Source organism: Paenibacillus sp. FSL E2-0177, assembly GCF_037992975.1.
GTDB classification, from domain to species: domain Bacteria; phylum Bacillota; class Bacilli; order Paenibacillales; family Paenibacillaceae; genus Paenibacillus_AQ; species Paenibacillus_AQ odorifer.
The window spans coordinates 5,209,479-5,227,638 of record NZ_CP150307.1 but is presented as its reverse complement, the minus strand read 5'-3'; the positions used below and the strand labels follow the sequence as shown (position 1 = coordinate 5,227,638).

The window sequence follows — 18,160 nt, the reverse complement described above, 5'->3', positions numbered from 1 at the left end:
TATCCTATTCCCCTCACATCACATCTGTAGAAGATGAATCAATCATTCTCCTAATCTATTATTGTTTATTTTAATAATTAATCGCAGTCTCCTCTTTGTTGTATATTTCCTCCTGATTTGTGGCCACAAATAATGTATGCTAAGAATTTAATCCGTTATTTACCTATCCGTCAGTTTCTGCCGTTCCAAACAGCAGAATACAAACTGTTCAGAAGATAACGCTTCCACGTATGATGTATTCATAACCAGCTGAGTGCTTCATCCGATACTAGTATCACAAATGAGGGAATTTAAGGTGAGAGAATATACGATTGTTAATATTTTATATACCCGCAAGAGTCCTGTGCGCATGAGTGAGCTGATTGCCGAAGTGGGGTTGTCCGAACGGACTCTCCGTGACGTGATCCGTGCACTCGACAAAACAGGAGAGGCGAATGGTTTCGGTATCCGTATGATCCGCGGCCAGGGTTATCTACTGGAGATTGGCGATGAAGCCAAATTCAGTAGCTACCAGGAAAAAGGAATGCTGCAGCTGGATCAGGTGGATCTCGATAATAAGCAATCACGCCAGCAGTATTTACTATTCTATCTCTTGCAGAACGATAACTATCAGTCTATGGATAACATGGCGGAAGAAATCGGCGTTAGCCGTTCTACTATTATTTCCGATCTGAAGGAAGTAGAGCAGCGACTTGCCGCTTTCCGGCTTAGCTTGAAACGCCGGGCTCATTATGGCATGAAAATCGAGGGGGAAGAGCAAGACTTCCGTAAAGCCTTTTCTTACTTTATCTTGCAATCGGGTCATACGCTGCAGCATACGGAGGATTTTCATGCTTTTAGTCAGGACTTCGATGCTGAGCAGCTTAAGGGATTTCTACTGCAAATCCTCAAGGAAAAAGAACTGAAGATCTCGGATGTGTTTCTGGATAATATCTTGACCCATCTGTTCATTCTTCTTTACAGAGTTTCCAAGCACAATTTCATTGTGGCTGGACAAGCCTTGCAGGGAACACCTGAGCCGCTGTATCAGGATATTGCCGGGAGTATTGCAGATTTCATCTCCTCTCAATACCAGATTAAGCTTCCGGCGGATGAGATTGATTATTTGGCGCTGCACATTTCTGGCAAGACCATTATGGAGCGGATGTCGGAAGAGACCAAATCGCATCTGCGGGAGGGAATCACGGCTATTCTGGAGCGCTTGGACCGCGAGTTCCTTACTGGATTCACTCAAGATCAAGAGCTGCGCGAAGCACTGCTATTGCATATGTTCCCGCTGCTGAACCGGTTGTATTACAATCTTCAGCTCGGCAACCCATTGGTGGAGGATGTTTACAGCCAGTATGCCAATGTGTTCGTCATTTCCTTCCGCTTCGCTGAGATTGTAGAGGAGCAGTACGGGTTTCGGATGTCGCGGGATGAGGCAGGGTATGTCGCGTTGCATTTTGCCACCCATCTGGAACGGATGCAGCAGCGCAATCTGGAGAAGTTCAAGCGGATTGCCGTGATCTGCTCGACAGGAGGGGGCAGTGCCCAGTTAATCCGGCTGAAGCTGGAAGCGGTATTCCCCAAAGCGTCGGTGATCACAGCCTCCATCACGGAGGTGGAGGAGATCAGCAGCAAGCCTGTGGATCTGATCCTCTCTACTGTGCCGCTGGCAACAGAGATTAAGGAAAAACCGGTGATCCATATCAAACAGCTGCTGGATGATCAAGAGATTCAGCGGATCAAAGAAATATTGTCTTTGCAGATTAATCGCACAGAACCGTCCTACAAGCTGATGGATTTCAAGGATTTGTTCCGCAGGGAGCTGTTTCATCTGTCTGGTTCGGACGAAGATTACATGGAGCTGTTAAAGCAGCGCTGCCGGGAGATCGTGGGCAATCATTATGCAGCTGACGATTTTCCCGAACAAGTGCTGCTCAGAGAGCAGAAATTCACCACCATTTACAAAAATGGGGTGGCCGGCCCGCATCCGATGCGGATGAGCGCGATCCGCGACTGTATCAGTGTAACCGTGTTGAAGAAACCGCTGATCTATGAGGGGAAGCCGGTCCAATTGATTTTTCTGATCAATCTGGGTCCGGGGCAGTTGTTCCTGCACAAAGAGATCAGCAAGCTGCTACTGGTTCTAATGGAGAAGGAAGACAGCCGTAACCGGCTACTAAACACGAATAGTTATGAGCAATTTATGAATGAGATAGAGAACCTACTATAAAAAATGACGATACGGAGTGGAGAACCCATGGATTATGAACAAACGATTATGCAGATTATTGCCAGCAGCGGAGAGGCAAGAAGCCTTAGCCTAAAAGCGGTAAGAACCGCGCGCGCCGGAAACCTGGAAGAAGCGGGCGAGATGATTAAGAACGCCAAGACCAGCTTGACCAAAGCACATAAAGTACAAACGGGGCTGATCCAGGCTGAAGGCCGGGGCGAAAAGACAGAAATTACGCTGCTGATGATTCACGCGCAGGATCATTTGATGAATGCCCTGACGGTTAGAGAACTGGCTGTGGAACTGATCGAAGAAATCAAAGAACGCAAGGCGCTCGAACTAGAATTGAAAGGATCGGTGAACTAAGATGAAAAAAATATTGCTCGCCTGTGCAGGCGGATTCTCGACAAGTATGCTGGTGGAACGGATGAAAGAATCGGCACGGACACAAGGGGTTGAAGTGGTTATTGATGCGGTGGCGGAGAGTGACATCGCCGATCAAAAGCCTTTTGACATCATTATGCTTGGACCACAAATGGGACACGCCGAAGGCGATCTGGCCGCAGAATATCCGAACATTCCAGTAACTACGATCGATATGATGGACTATGGCATGATGGATGGGGACAAGGTGCTGGCTACAGCACTTGAACTGATGGAGAAGGGGGCTTAAGTCATGGCAGGCGGCGCAGAATGGAGAGCCAAGATCCAGAAAGTCAGCACGAAAATCCAAAAAAACACCTATATCAGCGCTATTTCCAACGGTCTGATGGCCTTGATGCCAATTTTGATTCTGGGCGCTATTTTTTCCCTGATTAATGCACTCAAGCTTGATCCTTATCAGAATTTCCTGGAAAGCACTGGACTCAAAACTTATACTTCGATTCCGGCAACTGTAACCACCGATTTGATCGCACTCTACGCGGTGTTCTCCATCGCTTACAATTTCGCTACCCAACATAAGCAGCAAGGCTTTTCGGCAGGGATTTTGGCGCTGATGAGTTTCTTGCTAGTTACACCAAAAGGACTGCTGGATGATGGCGTGACCAAAGCATTTGGTTACTCCTGGTTAGGCGCCAAGGGATTGTTCGTGGCAATCATCCTGGCATTGCTGGTAGGTAAGATATATACCTTTGTATTGGAAAAGAAATTCTATATCAAAATGCCGAAGGGTGTTCCGCCCACGGTTGAGAAATCTTTTGCCGCGCTTACGCCTGGTTTTATCGTAGCGGTTCTGATGCTAGTGCTGACGGCGATTTTCGCCGCAACGAAATATGGCAATATGCACGAGTTTGTCTTCTCGATCATCCAACTGCCACTGACTAGTCTGGGGGGTACCTGGTGGGCGATGCTGATCTGCATCTTCGTAATTCACCTGCTGTGGTTCTTTGGAGTTCACGGCACCTTGGTAGTCTATTCCGTTGTCGGCCCGATTTGGGTGGCTTTGGGACTTGAGAATCTGGACGCTTACCAAAGAGGTGTGGAAGGTACGCATATCATTGGTTCACCGTTCTTCCCGGTTTATGTACTGATCGGTGGTGCGGGCGCAACGTTAGGTCTCATTATTGCGATGTTGTTCGCCAAATCTACACGTTATAAGACACTTGGTAAACTGGCAATTATCCCAAGTCTGATCGGTGTCAATGAGCCGGTGATTTTCGGGATGCCATTGGTGCTGAATGTTCGGTTTATGATTCCGTTTATCCTGACTCCGCTGGTGAGTAGTGGTCTGGCGATTCTTCTGACGACGCTGGGTATCCTTCCTGTGCTGCACGGGATTCAGGTACCGCTGGGCATTCCGGTGCTGGTTAATGGCTGGATGAACGGGGGCTGGCGCGTAAGTGCGTTCCAGCTGGTTATGATTGGCGCAAGCTTCATGATCTACTATCCATTCTTCAAAAAAGCCGATGCCGAAGCGCTGGAGCAAGAGCAGCAGGCTGAAGCTAAAGCGGCAGCAACCGCTGCCACCCATTAATAAAAGGAGGCTCAACCGATGACTTATCCATTTCCGGAAAACTTCCTGTGGGGCGGTGCGGTAGCCGCCAATCAGGTCGAAGGCGCGTATAATGAGGGCGGCAAGGGTTTGTCCACTGCTGATGTAGTCAAATATTGTCCTCCTAAGGAACGGCAGAGCCTGGAACAGCTATTGTCCATGTCCGGTCCACAGCTAGAAGAGGCCATACAGGATGATAATCAGGGGAATTACCCCAAACGCAGAGGGATTGATTTCTACCACCGCTACAAAGAAGATATCGCCTTGTTCGCTGAGATGGGTTTTAAGGTGTTCCGTATGTCCATCTCCTGGCCTCGTATTTATCCGAATGGCGATGAGCAGGTACCTAACGAGGCAGGACTGCGATTCTACGACGATGTTTTTGATGAGTTGCGTAAATATAATATCGAGCCGCTGGTCACCATTTCCCATTATGAAATGCCGGTGCACCTAGTCACCAAATACAACGGCTGGGAATCCAGAGAACTGGTTGAACTGTTTGTCCGTTATGCGGAGACTGTGTTCACCCGTTACCGGGATAAGGTGAAGTATTGGCTGACTTTCAACGAAATCAACTGTACACTCAAAGCGCCGTTTCTGGGCGCAGGGATTATTCTGGATGGCAAGTCAAATGAGAAGCAGGTTGCTTTTCAGGCTTTGCATCACCAGTTCGTAGCCAGTGCGCTTGCGATTAAGCGGGGCCGGGAGATCAATCCGCAGTTCCAGATCGGCTGCATGCTGGCCCGCAAGCTGCTCTACCCATATTCCTGTCATCCCGGTGATGTACTGAAAGCACAAGCTGAGAACCAAATGGCAATGTTCTGCTCCGATGTTCAGGTTAGAGGCTATTATCCTTCTTATATCCGCCGGCATTTGGAGCAGCATGGAGTGACAATAACCATGTTGCCGGGGGACGAAGCTTTGCTGCGGGACAATCTTGTAGATTTTCTTTCCTTTAGTTACTACATGTCCTCAGTAGTCAGTGTGGATGAGAGTATCACGGCTACGACGGAAGGTAACCTGTCCTCAGGGCTGAAGAATCCCTTCCTGAAAACTTCCGACTGGGGCTGGCAGATCGATCCAAAGGGGCTGCGGTTTGTGCTCAAGGAGATGCATGACCGCTACCAGCTTCCTTTGTTCGTAGTAGAGAATGGTCTGGGTGCTGCAGATGTGCTCGAACTGGATGGCACGATCCGTGATCCATACCGGATAGAGTATCTGGCACAGCATATTAAGCAGATGGCGGAAGCCATTGCCGATGGCGTGGAGCTGATGGGCTACACCAGCTGGGGCTGTATTGATCTGATCTCGGCTTCCACCTCAGAGATGCGCAAGCGGTACGGCTTCATTTATGTTGATCAGGATGATGCAGGCAATGGAACGCTGCTGCGTCTGCGTAAGGACAGCTTTTACTGGTACAAAAAGGTCATAACCTCTAACGGTGCAGATTTAAGCTATTAGTGCGGGGTTATAGTTCTTGTTCATTTTTTACGAAAACCTTGAGAAATCAAGGTTTTTTTGTTTTTTTAATAGGGAATAGAGATCGTGTGTGCTTCTTCTTATAACGAAGTTTTATCCGGGAAGGCACTTAACTTATGGGCAAGCTGCCTTTTAGCTGACTATTTCTTTAAATATTCCGAGAAATTCTCCTGAAAATCCAGTGAATGAATATCTTCCCGGAGATGGTGGTGGATTAGCGGGCCGATTTTGGCGGTTTCTTTTTGCACCATAAGCTCAAGAATGGATTGGTGTTCGTTCCAGATTTCTTCCAGCTTGTCGGTCTTAAGCATGTGCAGTCTGCGGTACCTGAGATAATGTACATTCGACTGCTGGATCAGAGTCCACAGATACTCACGTCCAGCAAGCCTGTACAAGGCCCGGTGAAACTCGTCGTCTAAATTAAGGAAAGAATCTACAGCATTCTCCTGCCCGATGACCTCTTTCTGTTTCTTAAGAATTTCTTTAAGCTCGTGCACTCCTGGTAGTAAAAGCTGTGCAGAAAGATCCTTGAGGATCTCCTTTTCCAGTGTGCAACGCAAGTATGTGATTTGTTCAACAGATTCAAGATCAATAAAGGAGACAATATTACCTTTTTTCGGATAGATATCGGTATAAGATTCCAGTGCAAGCTGTTTGAGAACATCACGCAACGGCGTACGTGAAATCTGAAACCGCTCAGACAAGGCTGTTTCACTCAGAATGGTGCCTGGCTTTAACGCCAGCGTGAGGATTTCTTGCTTCAGTGTGTTTAGAATTTCAGCTTTAATTGACATTTCTGTTCCTGCTTTCAATTGTTGATGACAGATACAGTACTAGTATACATGATAAGTTCGTTCATTAAAATCATTGGGATGAAAATAGGGTGGATATTCCTTGATTTCAGGATAAAATTCCTGATCAAATTGTGATTGACAAAGAATTGTTCTTATTCTATGATCAAGTAAATCTTGTATACAAGATAGTTGAAAACGAATTCACAGGAGGGTTTATCAATGAACATGACGTGGAGATGGTATGGCGAGGGCAATGACAATATCACGCTGGATCATATTCGGCAGATTCCGGGTGTTATGGGGATTGTCTGGTCTTTGCATGAGAAAGTAGCCGGAGAAGTGTGGGAAATGGAACGGATCCAAGAAGTGGCGGATCAAATCACCAGCAAGGGTTTCAGCACGGCTGTAGTAGAAAGCGTCAACGTTCATGATGATATCAAAATCGGCTTGCCGACCCGTGATAAATATATCGATATTTATATCGACACCATTCGTAAACTCGCCAAGGTTGGCGTTAAGGTGATCTGCTATAATTTTATGCCTGTTTTCGATTGGACCCGCACAGAGCTGTATAAAGAGTTGCCTGATGGCTCGAATGCTCTCTTTTATGAAAAGGCTGCCATTACCGATAATCCGCGTGAGATGGTGGACCGGATTCTGAAGGGAGCTGGAAAGTTCACGATGCCGGGCTGGGAGCCGGAGCGGCTGGCAAAGCTGGATGAGCTGTTTGCGGCTTATTCGGATGTGACAGAAGATAAACTGTTCGACAACCTCCAGTATTTCCTGGAACGCATTATTCCAGTATGCGAGGAAGTGGACATCAAGATGGCTATCCATCCCGATGATCCGGCTTGGCCGATCTTTGGACTGCCGCGTATTATCCGCAATCGGGATATGATCCGCCGCTTTCTGGATTTGGTGGACAGCCCGTACAACGGTTTGACGTTCTGCACAGGGTCACTCGGCACGAATCCGGATAACGATCTGCCAGCGATGATCCGCGAGTTCCATGATCGTATTCATTTTGCCCATATCCGCAATGTGAAGGTATTTGAGAACGGTGATTTCATTGAGGTGTCGCACCGTGGGCGTGACGGAAGTGTTGATGTGGCCGAGGTGGTCAAAGCCTATCATGAGAACGGATACATTGGTTATGTACGTCCGGATCACGGGCGGCATCTGTGGGGGGAAGAGAAGAACTGCCGACCGGGTTATGGCTTGTATGATAGAGCTATGGGCATCATGTATTTGCTTGGTGTTTGGGATAGCTTGGATAATGTCAAGGAGGCAAAATAAATGCTGCATCTGACCAGAAGCAGTATCCAAGGGGAAAAAGCAGCTTGGAAAGCTGCTGGTGTGGAGCTTCCACAGTTCGACTATGAGCAGGTAGCAAACAATACACAGCTTAAACCGGAATGGATTCATTTCGGTGCAGGTAATATTTTCAGGGGATTCGTGGCAAATGCTCATCAGAAGCTGCTGGATAGCAGGAAGTCGGATACAGGTATTATTGCGGTGGAAACCTTTGATTTCGAAATGATTGATAAAGTCTACAAGCCCTACGACAATCTGACCCTTTTAGTGCTGATGAATGCTCGTGGTGATTTCCAGAAAAGAGTAGTGAGTAGTATTGTGGAGGGAATCGCAGCGGACAAAAACCGAGAAGCGGAGTACCGTAGATTGATCGAGGTGTTCGAGAATCCCAGCCTGCAAATGGCTAGTTTCACCATCACGGAGAAGGGTTACTCGTTGACGGATCCGTATGATAAATATTTTGGCATTGTGGAAAAGGATATTGAGAGCGGACCGGAGCATCCTGTTCATGTCATGAGCATTGTAGCTTCGCTTGCTTATCGAAGATATCTGAAAGGCCAATATCCGATGACCTTTGTCAGCATGGACAACTGCTCACACAATGGCGACAAGCTGAAGAACGGTGTTGTGTCCATCGCTAAGGAATGGGCCCAAAGAGGACTAGTTGTGGAAGACTATGTGCGCTATCTGGAAGATGAACGAGTAATAACCTTTCCATTGTCCATGATCGATAAAATCACACCACGTCCTTCGGAGAGTGTACAGGCAGCGCTTCTGGAACAGGGAATTGGTGATATGGATGTGATCATTACCTCCAAAAACACATATACCGCTCCTTTCGTAAATGCTGAGATCAGCGAATATCTTGTAGTGGAGGATAACTTTACGAACGGACGTCCACCACTAGAGGAAGCCGGAATTATTTTTACGGACCGGGAGACAGTCAACAAGGTGGAGACGATGAAAGTAACGACCTGCCTTAATCCGCTGCATACGGCGCTTGCTGTTTCCGGTTGTCTGCTTGGCTACACCTTGATCGCGGATGAGATGAAGGACGATACTTTGCGGAGGTTTGTGGAGATAATCGGTTACAAAGAAGGTCTGCCCGTCGTAGTGGACCCGGGGATTCTCAGTCCAAAGCAGTTCCTGGACGAAGTCCTTACGGAGCGTTTTGCCAATCCATTTATCCCCGATACTCCGCAGCGGATTGCTACAGACACTTCGCAGAAGGTAGGTATACGGTTTGGTGAAACTATTAAATCCTATATTCGACGGGAGGATCTCGATCCAGCGCAGCTAACGGCGATTCCACTGGCTATCGCTGTGTGGTGTCGTTACTTACTTGGAGTGAATGATGCTGGAGAAGTCTTCACATTGAGTTCAGATCCGTTACTAGAAACACTGCAAGGTTACCTGCAGGGAGTTTCGCTTGGAGACCAAACTGCAAGTGTGCGCCCCATTCTTGAAGATGAGCGACTTTTTGGGGTTCCGTTGTACGAGATTGGTCTAGGTGATAAGATTGAGCTTATGTTCCAGGAAATGATGGCAGGCCCAGGAGCGGTACGGAGAACATTAGAGAACTATTTAAAGTGAAAGCTAGGCAGTTAAGTAGATTTGAATTAATATAGGAGAAAATAAAGCTAAAAAAGTCCCGAGGCAATCAATCGGGGCTTTTTTTTGTATGATTTTAAAAAATCCAAACAAAGTGTGAAAAGAATCTTATGTAAAATGAGAAGGACGAAAGTTAAACTAAACACATGACGAATAACCGGTGTTCGTCAACTGAGCGACGAATTTTGAGGGGGTTCAACACCATGTTGTGGGGCGGGCAGAAAGGCCGGCTGGAGTGGAAGTGGCGAAAAGAACGGTATAAATCCCGCAGAATGCAGCTGATTGGGTGAATACGGAGAAAAGAACGGTATAAATCCCGCAGAATGCAGCTGATCGGGCGAATACGGAGAAAAGAACGGTATAAATCCCGCAGAATGCAGCTGATCGGGCGAATACGGAGAAATCTACGGTATAAATCCCGCAGAATGTAGCTGATCGAGCGAATGTGGCGAAAAGAACGGTATAAATCCCGCAGAATGCAGCTGATCGAGCGGAGGCGGGGAAATGAACGGGATAAATCCCGCAGAATGCAGCGGATCGAGCGAATGTGGCGAAAGGAACGGGATAAATCCCGTAGAATGCAGCTGATCGAGCGGATGTGGCGAAAGGAACGGTATAAATCCCGCAGAATGTAGCTGATCGAGTGAAGGTGGTGAAAAGAGAGGCATAAATGCCTTAGAATGTGGCGGATCGAGCGAATGTGGCGAAATGAACGGGATAAATCCCGTAGAATGTACCGGATCGGGCGAATACGGTGAAATAAACGGTATAAATCCCGCAGAATGCAGCTGATCGAGCGAATGTGGCGAAATAAACGGTATAAATCCCGCAGAATGCACCGTATGGACCGGGACCAATACACCCTAAATGAGTGATTCCCCCCATTAACCGGAGAACCACTCCTTTTTTATAACCAACTTTATAATCCAATCAACGATCTCCGTGATGCTTAACTGTGTATTTTGCTGAACTCGATTCGCGAGCTGAAGGACCTGGTAAACTCTTTTTCAATTATTGTTTTCATGATATTGTGATGCACTTTGAGTTGTGATTGATCGGCGTGGTCTCTAAGGAGTTCAAAGAGCGCTGCTGATTTTTTGAAGCCTGTATCATCGTCTAGCTTGATGCTTAATAACAAGATTTCTAGAATAGTGTTGATTGTATCGTACATATTCTCTTGTTTATAGTAATACATCGCCAGCAAATAAATGTAATCCTCATGGTATTTGATATTCACAATAGTCTCATGTTCTCCTATGTCATCAACATTGATTTTGAATTCCTTCAGAATCCAATCAACGGAATAATCATGTATTATCGAAGATTCTAAGATGGTAATGAGTCCCGGCAATAATTCTTCATCATCACTTTTTCTAATAAACTCAACGTATTTATGTAGCACTCCCATTTTGCCTTCCAGCAGATCGATAACGTATGAATTGGCTTTTGCTATATTGCGGTAATATTCGACTTCATAAATGGCCTCTTCATCTAAACCTCCTATCCAGCCAAGGTCAGCATACTTCTGAATACATAGTTTTGCCTCGTCAAACTTACCGGACTTTTGTAGTGCTATACCTTTTGCGCATGAGCTATATCCAAAATAATAGGGGATACTCCGCTTCAGTTTAGGACCTCTTATGAGGTTACTATTGTTTTCATATATGATGGAAATTTGTTCATGTAGCTTGTCTGCAATTTCAATCATGGCATCCCAATTCTCAAATGAAAATGATGCCTTAAGCATCTGAATCAAGGAATCCACATTCAACTCTTCCAAATCCAACTTCAATCCTATCTCCCTTTCTAGAGCATATCATGCATCGATTAAGATAATTGTATTTCATTTCTAAATTATTCATTTATTTTACATTAAATCATGTGATTTCCATCACGTTACATAAGGTCAAAAGGGTCTTTATTAATAATTTTCAAAATACATCCAGCTCACATTATCTTCCTTAAGTTTCTAGTGTTGAAGGAATAATGTTTGTTCCGTTGTTCATTTGTCCCCTTGTTTTTGGGTTATTTGTACGTAAAATGCGGAAATGTACCTATCGTGGAACTCGTTCTTCCTTTATGATCATCCCGTAAAGAAAGCGCTATCAAAGAAATTTTAACCACATTTCATGAGGGGGTAAGGATAATTTGAAGCGAATGGGAAAAAAGCTGGGAATGAGCCTGTTGGTATTTATAATTGCAGCAGCGCAGTTCGGTTTCACAGGAACGCAGGGCAATGTGGCACTAGCAGCTGAGAAAAGTATGGCGCAAAAGCCGTATATGGGCTGGAGCAGTTACAGCATGCAGGTGTACGACGGTGCAGGTAACTGGACTTCGGCCGAAAGCATTAAGAAACAATCGGATGTTATGCATGAGAAGTTGCAAGCCCATGGATATGAATACATCAATATTGATGCGGGCTGGAATGGCGACATGGATGAATACGGCAGACCGATTCCAAGTGAGACCTTATATCCTAACGGATTTCAAGAGGTCATCGACTATGTTCATAATAATGGACAGAAAATTGGAATCTATATGATTCCGGGGGTATCCATCGATGCCTTTAATCGGAATCTTGAGATTTACGGGACTGGTGGCCAATGCCGCATACAGGACATTACAGCCAAGCCGCTTACCATTATGGATTATTGGAATTCCTACACTTATAAAATTGATTTCACGAATCCATTGCCCAGAAGTATGTGGATTCTATTGCCGATATGATTGGCGAGTGGGGCATTGATTTCGTCAAATTTGACAGCGTGACTCCTGGCTCGGGGATTGATAACTTGAGCCGTGATGCGCGCGGCGATGTTGAGGCATGGTCTAAGGCTTTTGACAGAAATAACATCTGGTTTGAGCTGTCCTGGGCGCTCGATCACAATTACGTGGATTTCTGGAAAAAGTATGCCAACGGTTGGCGAATTGACTGGGATGTGGAAGCTTACGATGGCAGTGGGCTGACAGCCTGGCCGAGTATTTCCCGCTTGTTCCCCAAAGCAGCACTTTGGTGGAGGGATGCAGGTCCTGGGGGTTGGAATGATTTTGATTCCCTGAACGTTGGTAACGGTTCTATGGATGGTCTGACCAAAGACGAGCGGAAATCCGCGATGACATTCTGGTCAATCTCTTCCGTACCACTGTATACAGGGAATGACATGACTAGGCTGGACAGCTATGGTCTAGAATTGCTTACCAATGATGAGGTAATTGCCGTAAATCAGGCAGGACGTCCAGGCCATCCAGTATCCATGGATACCCAGCAGCAGGTTTGGTATGCCAATAATGGAGATGGTACTTACAGCGTAGCTCTGTTCAATCTGGGCAGTCGGAGTGCGGAGGTGAAAGTCAAATGGAGTGATCTCGGCCTTGAAGGCCCGGCTTCCGTTCGCGATTTATGGAGTCACACTGAGCTGGGAGACTTTGAGAAGGAATTTAGCGGAGGGATACTTGAACCTCATGCGTCACGGATGCTTAAAGTTACAGCATTAGGTGGCACTTCTACAGTCAATGATGATGATACAGGTATGCGCTACAGCGGGGATTGGAAGCGTAATGGCGGCAAAGAGCTGCTAGAAGGAAAGCAAGATTTGAGCATTACGATCAAGGATTCCTCGTCTGCTCCGTCGATAGCTTCACAATCGGATGTTACGTACTATGGGACTGACCCGTCTGAGAATTCGTCTGCTGCGAACAAGGCAACGGTCACCAATGTAGTTTACATTAATGATAATGACAGCGGCATTAAATATAATGGCGCATGGCAGGTAAGCTCATCTCGAGGATTGGGTGATTATAGAGACGATGTGCATTATGCCGAGAAGAACGGGGATTCCTTTGAGTACACCTTTACGGGCTCTGGCATTGACCTGCTGACCGAAAAGCATGAATCTCAGGGAGATATGATTATTACGCTGGACAATGAGGCTGCACAGACCGTTAGTGCTTATAAAACTGGATCAAGAGAGGTACAGCAAAATCTGTACAGTGTCTCAGGACTGGCTAACGGCTCTCACAGGCTTAAAGTGGTCAAAAGCTCAGGTGATTTTATGCTGCTTGACGCATTTAAGGTGACTACAGAAACTCCAGCAGGAGAACAGAATAGTACCATTACTCCGACATCTGCTCGATTCGACCAAGCAATAGAACAACAAGAGGATGTTACTGTCACTCTGAATTTGAAAGGTAATACACTGAGCGGTATTGAAAATAATGGCGAGGCACTTTCGGAAGACGATTTTACGGTGACGAATGATAAATTGACCATTCTTAAGCAATACCTTGCGCAGCAGCCGGCAGGCACAACCGACTTGATTTTCATTTTTAACACTGGTGATCCACAGACCCTGTCGATACAAATTAGTGATTCTACAGGCATTCGTTATGTGATGATTAATAACGATGATTCGACAGTTAAGTACAATGGCACTTGGAACCGCAGCAGTGGCAGAGGATTGGGTGACTATAAAGACGATGTGCAATATACGGAGCAGAATGGTGATTCTTTTGAATATACCTTCAGAGGAACGGGGATTCAGCTGTTCACAGAGGTAGATGAGTCACAGGGTGATATGGATATATATGTTAACGATCAATTTAAGGAAACCGTCAGTGCCTATCATCATGGACAAATGTCACTTCAGAACCTTTACAGCATTTCTGGCTTACCGGATGGAATGCACACGCTCAAGGTTGTGAAGAAATCAGGCAGATTTATGCTCCTTGATATGCTTAAGGTAGAAATTCCGAATATGATTAATCCGATCGCTGCCAGCTTTGATAAAGCTGCTTCCGCTCAGGAAGATATTGAGGTGACATTGCTGCAGCAAGCGGAAAGCTTTGCCGGTATTACTAACGGATTATATGATCTGGTTCTCGGGACTGATTATTCAGTAGCAGGTAACCGTGTTACACTGAATAAATCTTATCTTGCTGCACAGCCAGTGGGGACGCTGAACCTTAAGTTTACTGTGGAGGGAGATTATCTTAACGATGTTCACTCCACATCAGTGGACGGTGATTTCTTTGAATATACCTTCAAGGGTACCGGAATCAGCCTGATCACACCTATGGGTCCAGAGCAAGGTGATATGGATATTTATGTGGATGGACAACGGGTCCAAACCGTAAATGCGTATAGTCAGAGCCGCCTGACCCGTCAGGAAATTTATAGTATTTCGGGATTGGAAGGCGGGATACACACGCTTAAAGCTGTGAAGAAATCTGGTGATTTCATGCTGACGGATCAATTGAAATTCACAGTTTCAACGAGTCCTGCTGTATCTCCGACACCAACGCCAAGTCCAACACCAACACCAACGCCAAGTCCGACACCGACACCAACACCAACATCAACGGACTCAGGTGGCTCGTACATTCCAGCTCAGCCATCTTCTACACCACCTGCCCTGACACCGACGCCAACTCCGGCAACTGGAAACGAGGATGGATCTGCAGGGAATGGCGGGTCTAATCCGATCCGTCATACCGCATATATCAAAGGTTATCCGGGTGGGTTCTTCCAGCCGGAGCACGAAATTACGCGTGCTGAGATGGCAACGATTCTTGCCAATGTTGCTGAGAAGGGAGCTACTGGAGCAGGGGTTGTGTTCAGTGATGTGCCTTCTGGTTACTGGGGTGCTGATGCCATAACTAAAGCAGCGAAGATGGGACTAATGAAGGGTTACAGCGATGGCACCTTTAAACCTAATCAACCATTGACGCGTGCAGAAATGGCCAGTCTGGTGACCCTGGTTAGAACGGTTTCGACGCAGAAGGGCTCCGGTTTCTCTGACATCAATGGACATTGGGCACAGGCGGCGATTTTGCAAGCCCAAGGTACGGGCATTTTGACTGGTTATAATGACGGGACTTTCCGTCCTAATGCCAAGCTTACTCGTGCCGAAGCTGTTGTGGTTATGAATAGGGCTTTGGGCAGAGGTCCTCTAACCAATGTAACAAATCCACAGTGGGCAGATGTTCCGGCAACGCATTGGGCCTTCGGCGACATTGAAGAAGCTTCGACGGATCATGTCTTTACATCTGGATCAGAGGCCAGAGATCAGAAGAAGAACTGATTGTCTAGCCAAAGCATTGAAGAAGGGGGGCCGTTACTGGCCCCTTTTTTCTAAATGACAGGAGGGTCACGCACTATAGATAAAATATCGGAATTGCCGATAAAAGGCAGTGATAACGGCGTAGATCGCTGTTTTTTTTCCATTTCTGAAGAGGTGCAGGAGGGTGAAGTGAGTTCAAACCCTTGACTATGAAGCAAAATGTTTTAATCTATGGTAATGATAGCGCTATCGAAATGTCATATTGAGGGAGGCTAACTACGCTGAAATATTCCAATATCTTTCGTAAATTTCTAATCTCTTATGTGGTCATTTTGGTCATACCCAGCATTGGCGGGTACATGTCCTATCTAACCTCGATCTCCGTGACACAGTCCATCTCGATTGAGAATGGAGTCACTCAGCTTCAGAAAAGTCAGGAGATATTGGAGCGCCGTATGGCGGAGGTTGAAGGCTTTACCAGGCAATTGGCGGTCAACCAGGAGCTAAATGTTCTTATGAATGAAAGTGAAAATGAGACGAATGTGTATGGGATTTGGAAAACGATGCGGAATGTTTTGACCTTCGGCCAGACTAATGATTTTTTGCAAAACTATTATATTTACCTCGCCAACTATAATCTTATCCTAACCCCAGGTTCGACCTATCGTCCGGAGCATTACTATTCTAATTTCAACTATAAGGATCTTTCGTTACAGGATTGGAGAAAAGATGTGCTTGAGACAACCCACCGCAGCGAGATCAAGCCACTTAGTGATTTTGTCAGCAGGGGGATGCAAACCTCGGTCATTACCTATATGCAGTCACTCCCCTTGGATAGCTTTAATGATTCCTCGCCGGCTGTCGCAGTAGTGATTATTGATGAAAAAAATATCTCCAGCCTGCTTTCAGGCCTGACCGAGCGATATGGGGGTTGGGTGCATATTAGTGATGCTAAAGGGAATACGATTGTTCTGCAAGGAAGTGATGAGCAGAAAATGGTCAAAATGCTCGACGATCCAGCTTTTGATAAGAACAAGGTCAGTCAGTTTTATAAGGATGATCTGGTGATTACTACCCGTTCCGATTCCAATGGCTGGGTGTATCAGACCGGGATTCCTCAAGATATTTTGATGGAGAATGCTAACAAAATCAAGAGAATCTCCATACAAATTACGGGAGGCACTCTAATTATCGGTTTGATTGCCGGACTGATATTAGCTTACCGTAACAGCGCGCCAATCAACCGTATGCTCAGTGTCATGAAGGAGCAATTCGGCAAAGAAGAAGCCTCGGAGAGAAATGAATTTGACTTTTTGAGCGGCAATATAGCCGATATGATTACCAAAAATAAGCTGCTCGAGTCCGAGCTTAACCGCCAGCTTCCTCTGGTCCGAGATGCCTTCCTGAAACGGCTGATTGCCGGTGAATTCAAAACGCGGGATGAAATTATCTCTGCCGCCAAACAGGCGGATATCAGCATGAAACAGAATACTGGCTACGTAGGAATTGTTCAGATTAACGGTTATGCGGGTATGGACAGTGTTGAAATTCTGAACGAGCTGAGTGCTTCCCGGCTGCTGCTGAAACAGACCTTGGCTGAGCTTGGCGTGGATGTCCTGATGACGGATATGGGCTCTGATAAAGTTGTAACGCTGTTCTTTTCTAGGGAAGAAGGAGCTGACAAGGAACAGGAAGCAGCGAATATCACCCAGACGATGGAGGAGCTCGCTACAAATGTCTTTAATGAGTACCGCATTACCATTCTGGCGGGCTTCGGGGATCTATTCACAGAGGTAACAGAGGTTAGCCTTTCGTATGATCAAGCGAAGCAGGCACTGGAATATGCTGTTTATATGAATAAAAAAGGGATTATCTGGAGCAGTGAAGCTCAAATTGAGAATACAACTTATTATTATCCGCTGGATTCGGAGCAACGGTTAATCAGCACGATTCGAGCCGGAGAGCTTGAGGAAGCCAAACGGATTGTGCGTGCGATTATTGTGCAGAATATGGAGCAGCGAGAATTATCCATCGAAATGAAGCACCAGCTTGTCGGGGAAATGAAGGGGACTTTTCTCAAGCTATTGGATCAAAAGGCATTTACCGAATATTCAGATATCGAGAGTGTCAAACGGCGGGTCATAGACATTGGCTCATCAGAGTCGCTTGAGACGATCCAGAACGAATTTTTTGACATTATGGAAGAGCTGTGCGGACTCATTGCGAATAAAAAGAAAGATATTCATATTCAAATCATCAAGCAGATTAAGGACTACACAGCAAAAAACTACTCGGATACGGAACTAACCCTCTACCGGGTGGCGGAACAGGTGGAGCGGCCGGAAAAATATATTTCCCAGCTGTTTAAAGAGGTCACGGGTGTTAATTTCTCCGACCATTTGATAAAAGTCAGAATGGATCAGGCCATCATCCTGCTCAAAGAGAGCGGATTAACGGTGGATGAGATTGCCGTTCGGGTGGGCTACAACAGTTCACATTCCTTCAGACGCGCATTCAAAAGGTTGATGGGTGTTTCCCCGAGTGCCTACAGACAATCTGTGGATGAATAAAAAAATATGCCATAACATAAGGCTGCACTGTCCACTTTGGACGATGCAGTCTTTTTTCTGATTTCAACCCTACAATTCGGAAAAATGGCCGTTCTACTGCTATTTTGTGCTCCTCAGATAGG

General features: G+C 46.1%; 14 protein-coding genes. 11 read left to right on the top strand and 3 right to left on the bottom strand.

Annotation, left to right across the window (positions count from 1 at the left end):
* The first annotated feature begins 295 nt into the window (after nt 1-295).
* Genes MHI25_RS23360 through ascB form a run of 5 tightly spaced genes read left to right on the top strand, consistent with a single transcriptional unit; the run spans nt 296 to nt 5,672 of the window.
* A complete protein-coding gene (locus tag MHI25_RS23360; protein WP_076128885.1) occupies nt 296-2,218 on the top strand; it encodes a BglG family transcription antiterminator in 1,923 nt (640 codons plus the stop codon).
* 27 nt (nt 2,219-2,245) lie between these two features.
* The gene (locus tag MHI25_RS23355; RefSeq protein WP_038572728.1) at nt 2,246-2,584 is read left to right on the top strand and encodes a PTS lactose/cellobiose transporter subunit IIA; all 339 of its coding nucleotides are present in this window, start codon (nt 2,246-2,248) and stop codon (nt 2,582-2,584) included.
* A 1-nt stretch (nt 2,585) separates the two neighbouring features.
* A complete protein-coding gene (locus MHI25_RS23350) occupies nt 2,586-2,891 on the top strand; it encodes a PTS sugar transporter subunit IIB (protein ID WP_036683292.1) in 306 nt (101 codons plus the stop codon).
* Nucleotides 2,892-2,894: 3 nt separating this feature from the next.
* Nucleotides 2,895-4,193, top strand: coding sequence for a PTS transporter subunit EIIC (locus MHI25_RS23345; RefSeq protein WP_076128887.1), 1,299 nt, complete (start codon nt 2,895-2,897; stop codon nt 4,191-4,193).
* 18 nt (nt 4,194-4,211) lie between these two features.
* Complete coding sequence (gene ascB, locus MHI25_RS23340) at nt 4,212-5,672, top strand: 6-phospho-beta-glucosidase (RefSeq protein WP_340394451.1); 1,461 nt, start codon at nt 4,212-4,214, stop codon at nt 5,670-5,672.
* Between the two features lie 158 nt (nt 5,673-5,830).
* Here ascB and MHI25_RS23335 read toward each other — a convergent pair whose 3' ends face one another.
* Nucleotides 5,831-6,484, bottom strand: a complete 654-nt coding sequence (locus MHI25_RS23335) for a GntR family transcriptional regulator (protein WP_076128891.1) — start codon at nt 6,482-6,484, stop codon at nt 5,831-5,833.
* A gap of 219 nt (nt 6,485-6,703) precedes the next feature.
* Here MHI25_RS23335 and uxuA point away from each other — a divergent pair, with 219 nt between their 5' ends.
* From uxuA to MHI25_RS23320, 3 genes are all read left to right on the top strand, one after another.
* On the top strand, nt 6,704-7,780 hold the full coding sequence (gene uxuA / locus MHI25_RS23330) for a mannonate dehydratase (protein WP_340394449.1): 1,077 nt from the start codon (nt 6,704-6,706) through the stop codon (nt 7,778-7,780).
* Nucleotides 7,781-9,391 carry a mannitol dehydrogenase family protein gene (locus MHI25_RS23325; protein ID WP_340394447.1) on the top strand — a complete coding sequence of 537 codons (1,611 nt, stop codon included), beginning with the start codon at nt 7,781-7,783 and terminating at the stop codon, nt 9,389-9,391.
* A gap of 461 nt (nt 9,392-9,852) precedes the next feature.
* On the top strand, nt 9,853-10,044 hold the full coding sequence (locus tag MHI25_RS23320; RefSeq protein WP_340394446.1) for a hypothetical protein: 192 nt from the start codon (nt 9,853-9,855) through the stop codon (nt 10,042-10,044).
* Nucleotides 10,045-10,084: 40 nt separating this feature from the next.
* Here the strand turns inward: MHI25_RS23320 and MHI25_RS23315 are convergent, their stop codons facing one another.
* Both MHI25_RS23315 and MHI25_RS23310 read right to left on the bottom strand, forming a co-directional pair.
* The gene (locus MHI25_RS23315) at nt 10,085-10,339 is read right to left on the bottom strand and encodes a hypothetical protein (protein WP_340394444.1); all 255 of its coding nucleotides are present in this window, start codon (nt 10,337-10,339) and stop codon (nt 10,085-10,087) included.
* Between the two features lie 19 nt (nt 10,340-10,358).
* Nucleotides 10,359-11,195 (bottom strand): DNA-binding protein, encoded by an 837-nt coding sequence (locus MHI25_RS23310; RefSeq protein WP_143762733.1) that lies wholly within the window; start codon nt 11,193-11,195, stop codon nt 10,359-10,361.
* Between the two features lie 371 nt (nt 11,196-11,566).
* Here MHI25_RS23310 and MHI25_RS23305 point away from each other — a divergent pair, with 371 nt between their 5' ends.
* From MHI25_RS23305 to MHI25_RS23295, 3 genes are all read left to right on the top strand, one after another.
* Nucleotides 11,567-12,136, top strand: coding sequence for a hypothetical protein (locus tag MHI25_RS23305; protein WP_340395702.1), 570 nt, complete (start codon nt 11,567-11,569; stop codon nt 12,134-12,136).
* Nucleotides 12,115-15,489: a X2-like carbohydrate binding domain-containing protein gene (locus tag MHI25_RS23300; protein ID WP_340394442.1), complete on the top strand. Its 3,375-nt coding sequence runs from the start codon at nt 12,115-12,117 to the stop codon at nt 15,487-15,489. Before MHI25_RS23305 ends, MHI25_RS23300 begins: the two co-directional genes overlap by 22 nt.
* 338 nt (nt 15,490-15,827) lie before the next feature.
* On the top strand, nt 15,828-18,038 hold the full coding sequence (locus MHI25_RS23295; protein ID WP_340394440.1) for a helix-turn-helix domain-containing protein: 2,211 nt from the start codon (nt 15,828-15,830) through the stop codon (nt 18,036-18,038).
* The last annotated feature ends 122 nt before the right edge of the window (nt 18,039-18,160 follow it).

What these genes read in the sequence shown, in the direction of transcription:
- MHI25_RS23305 (WP_340395702.1), top strand. Translation starts at nt 11,567, where the DNA reads ATGGGAAAAAAGCTGGGAATGAGCCTGTTGGTATTTATAATTGCAGCA.
- uxuA (WP_340394449.1), top strand. Translation starts at nt 6,704, where the DNA reads ATGAACATGACGTGGAGATGGTATGGCGAGGGCAATGACAATATCACG.
- MHI25_RS23345 (WP_076128887.1), top strand. Translation starts at nt 2,895, where the DNA reads ATGGCAGGCGGCGCAGAATGGAGAGCCAAGATCCAGAAAGTCAGCACG.
- MHI25_RS23335 (WP_076128891.1), bottom strand. Translation starts at nt 6,484, where the DNA reads ATGTCAATTAAAGCTGAAATTCTAAACACACTGAAGCAAGAAATCCTC.
- MHI25_RS23355 (WP_038572728.1), top strand. Translation starts at nt 2,246, where the DNA reads ATGGATTATGAACAAACGATTATGCAGATTATTGCCAGCAGCGGAGAG.
- MHI25_RS23350 (WP_036683292.1), top strand. Translation starts at nt 2,586, where the DNA reads ATGAAAAAAATATTGCTCGCCTGTGCAGGCGGATTCTCGACAAGTATG.
- MHI25_RS23295 (WP_340394440.1), top strand. Translation starts at nt 15,828, where the DNA reads ATGTCCTATCTAACCTCGATCTCCGTGACACAGTCCATCTCGATTGAG.
- MHI25_RS23320 (WP_340394446.1), top strand. Translation starts at nt 9,853, where the DNA reads ATGTGGCGAAAAGAACGGTATAAATCCCGCAGAATGCAGCTGATCGAG.
- ascB (WP_340394451.1), top strand. Translation starts at nt 4,212, where the DNA reads ATGACTTATCCATTTCCGGAAAACTTCCTGTGGGGCGGTGCGGTAGCC.
- MHI25_RS23325 (WP_340394447.1), top strand. Translation starts at nt 7,781, where the DNA reads ATGCTGCATCTGACCAGAAGCAGTATCCAAGGGGAAAAAGCAGCTTGG.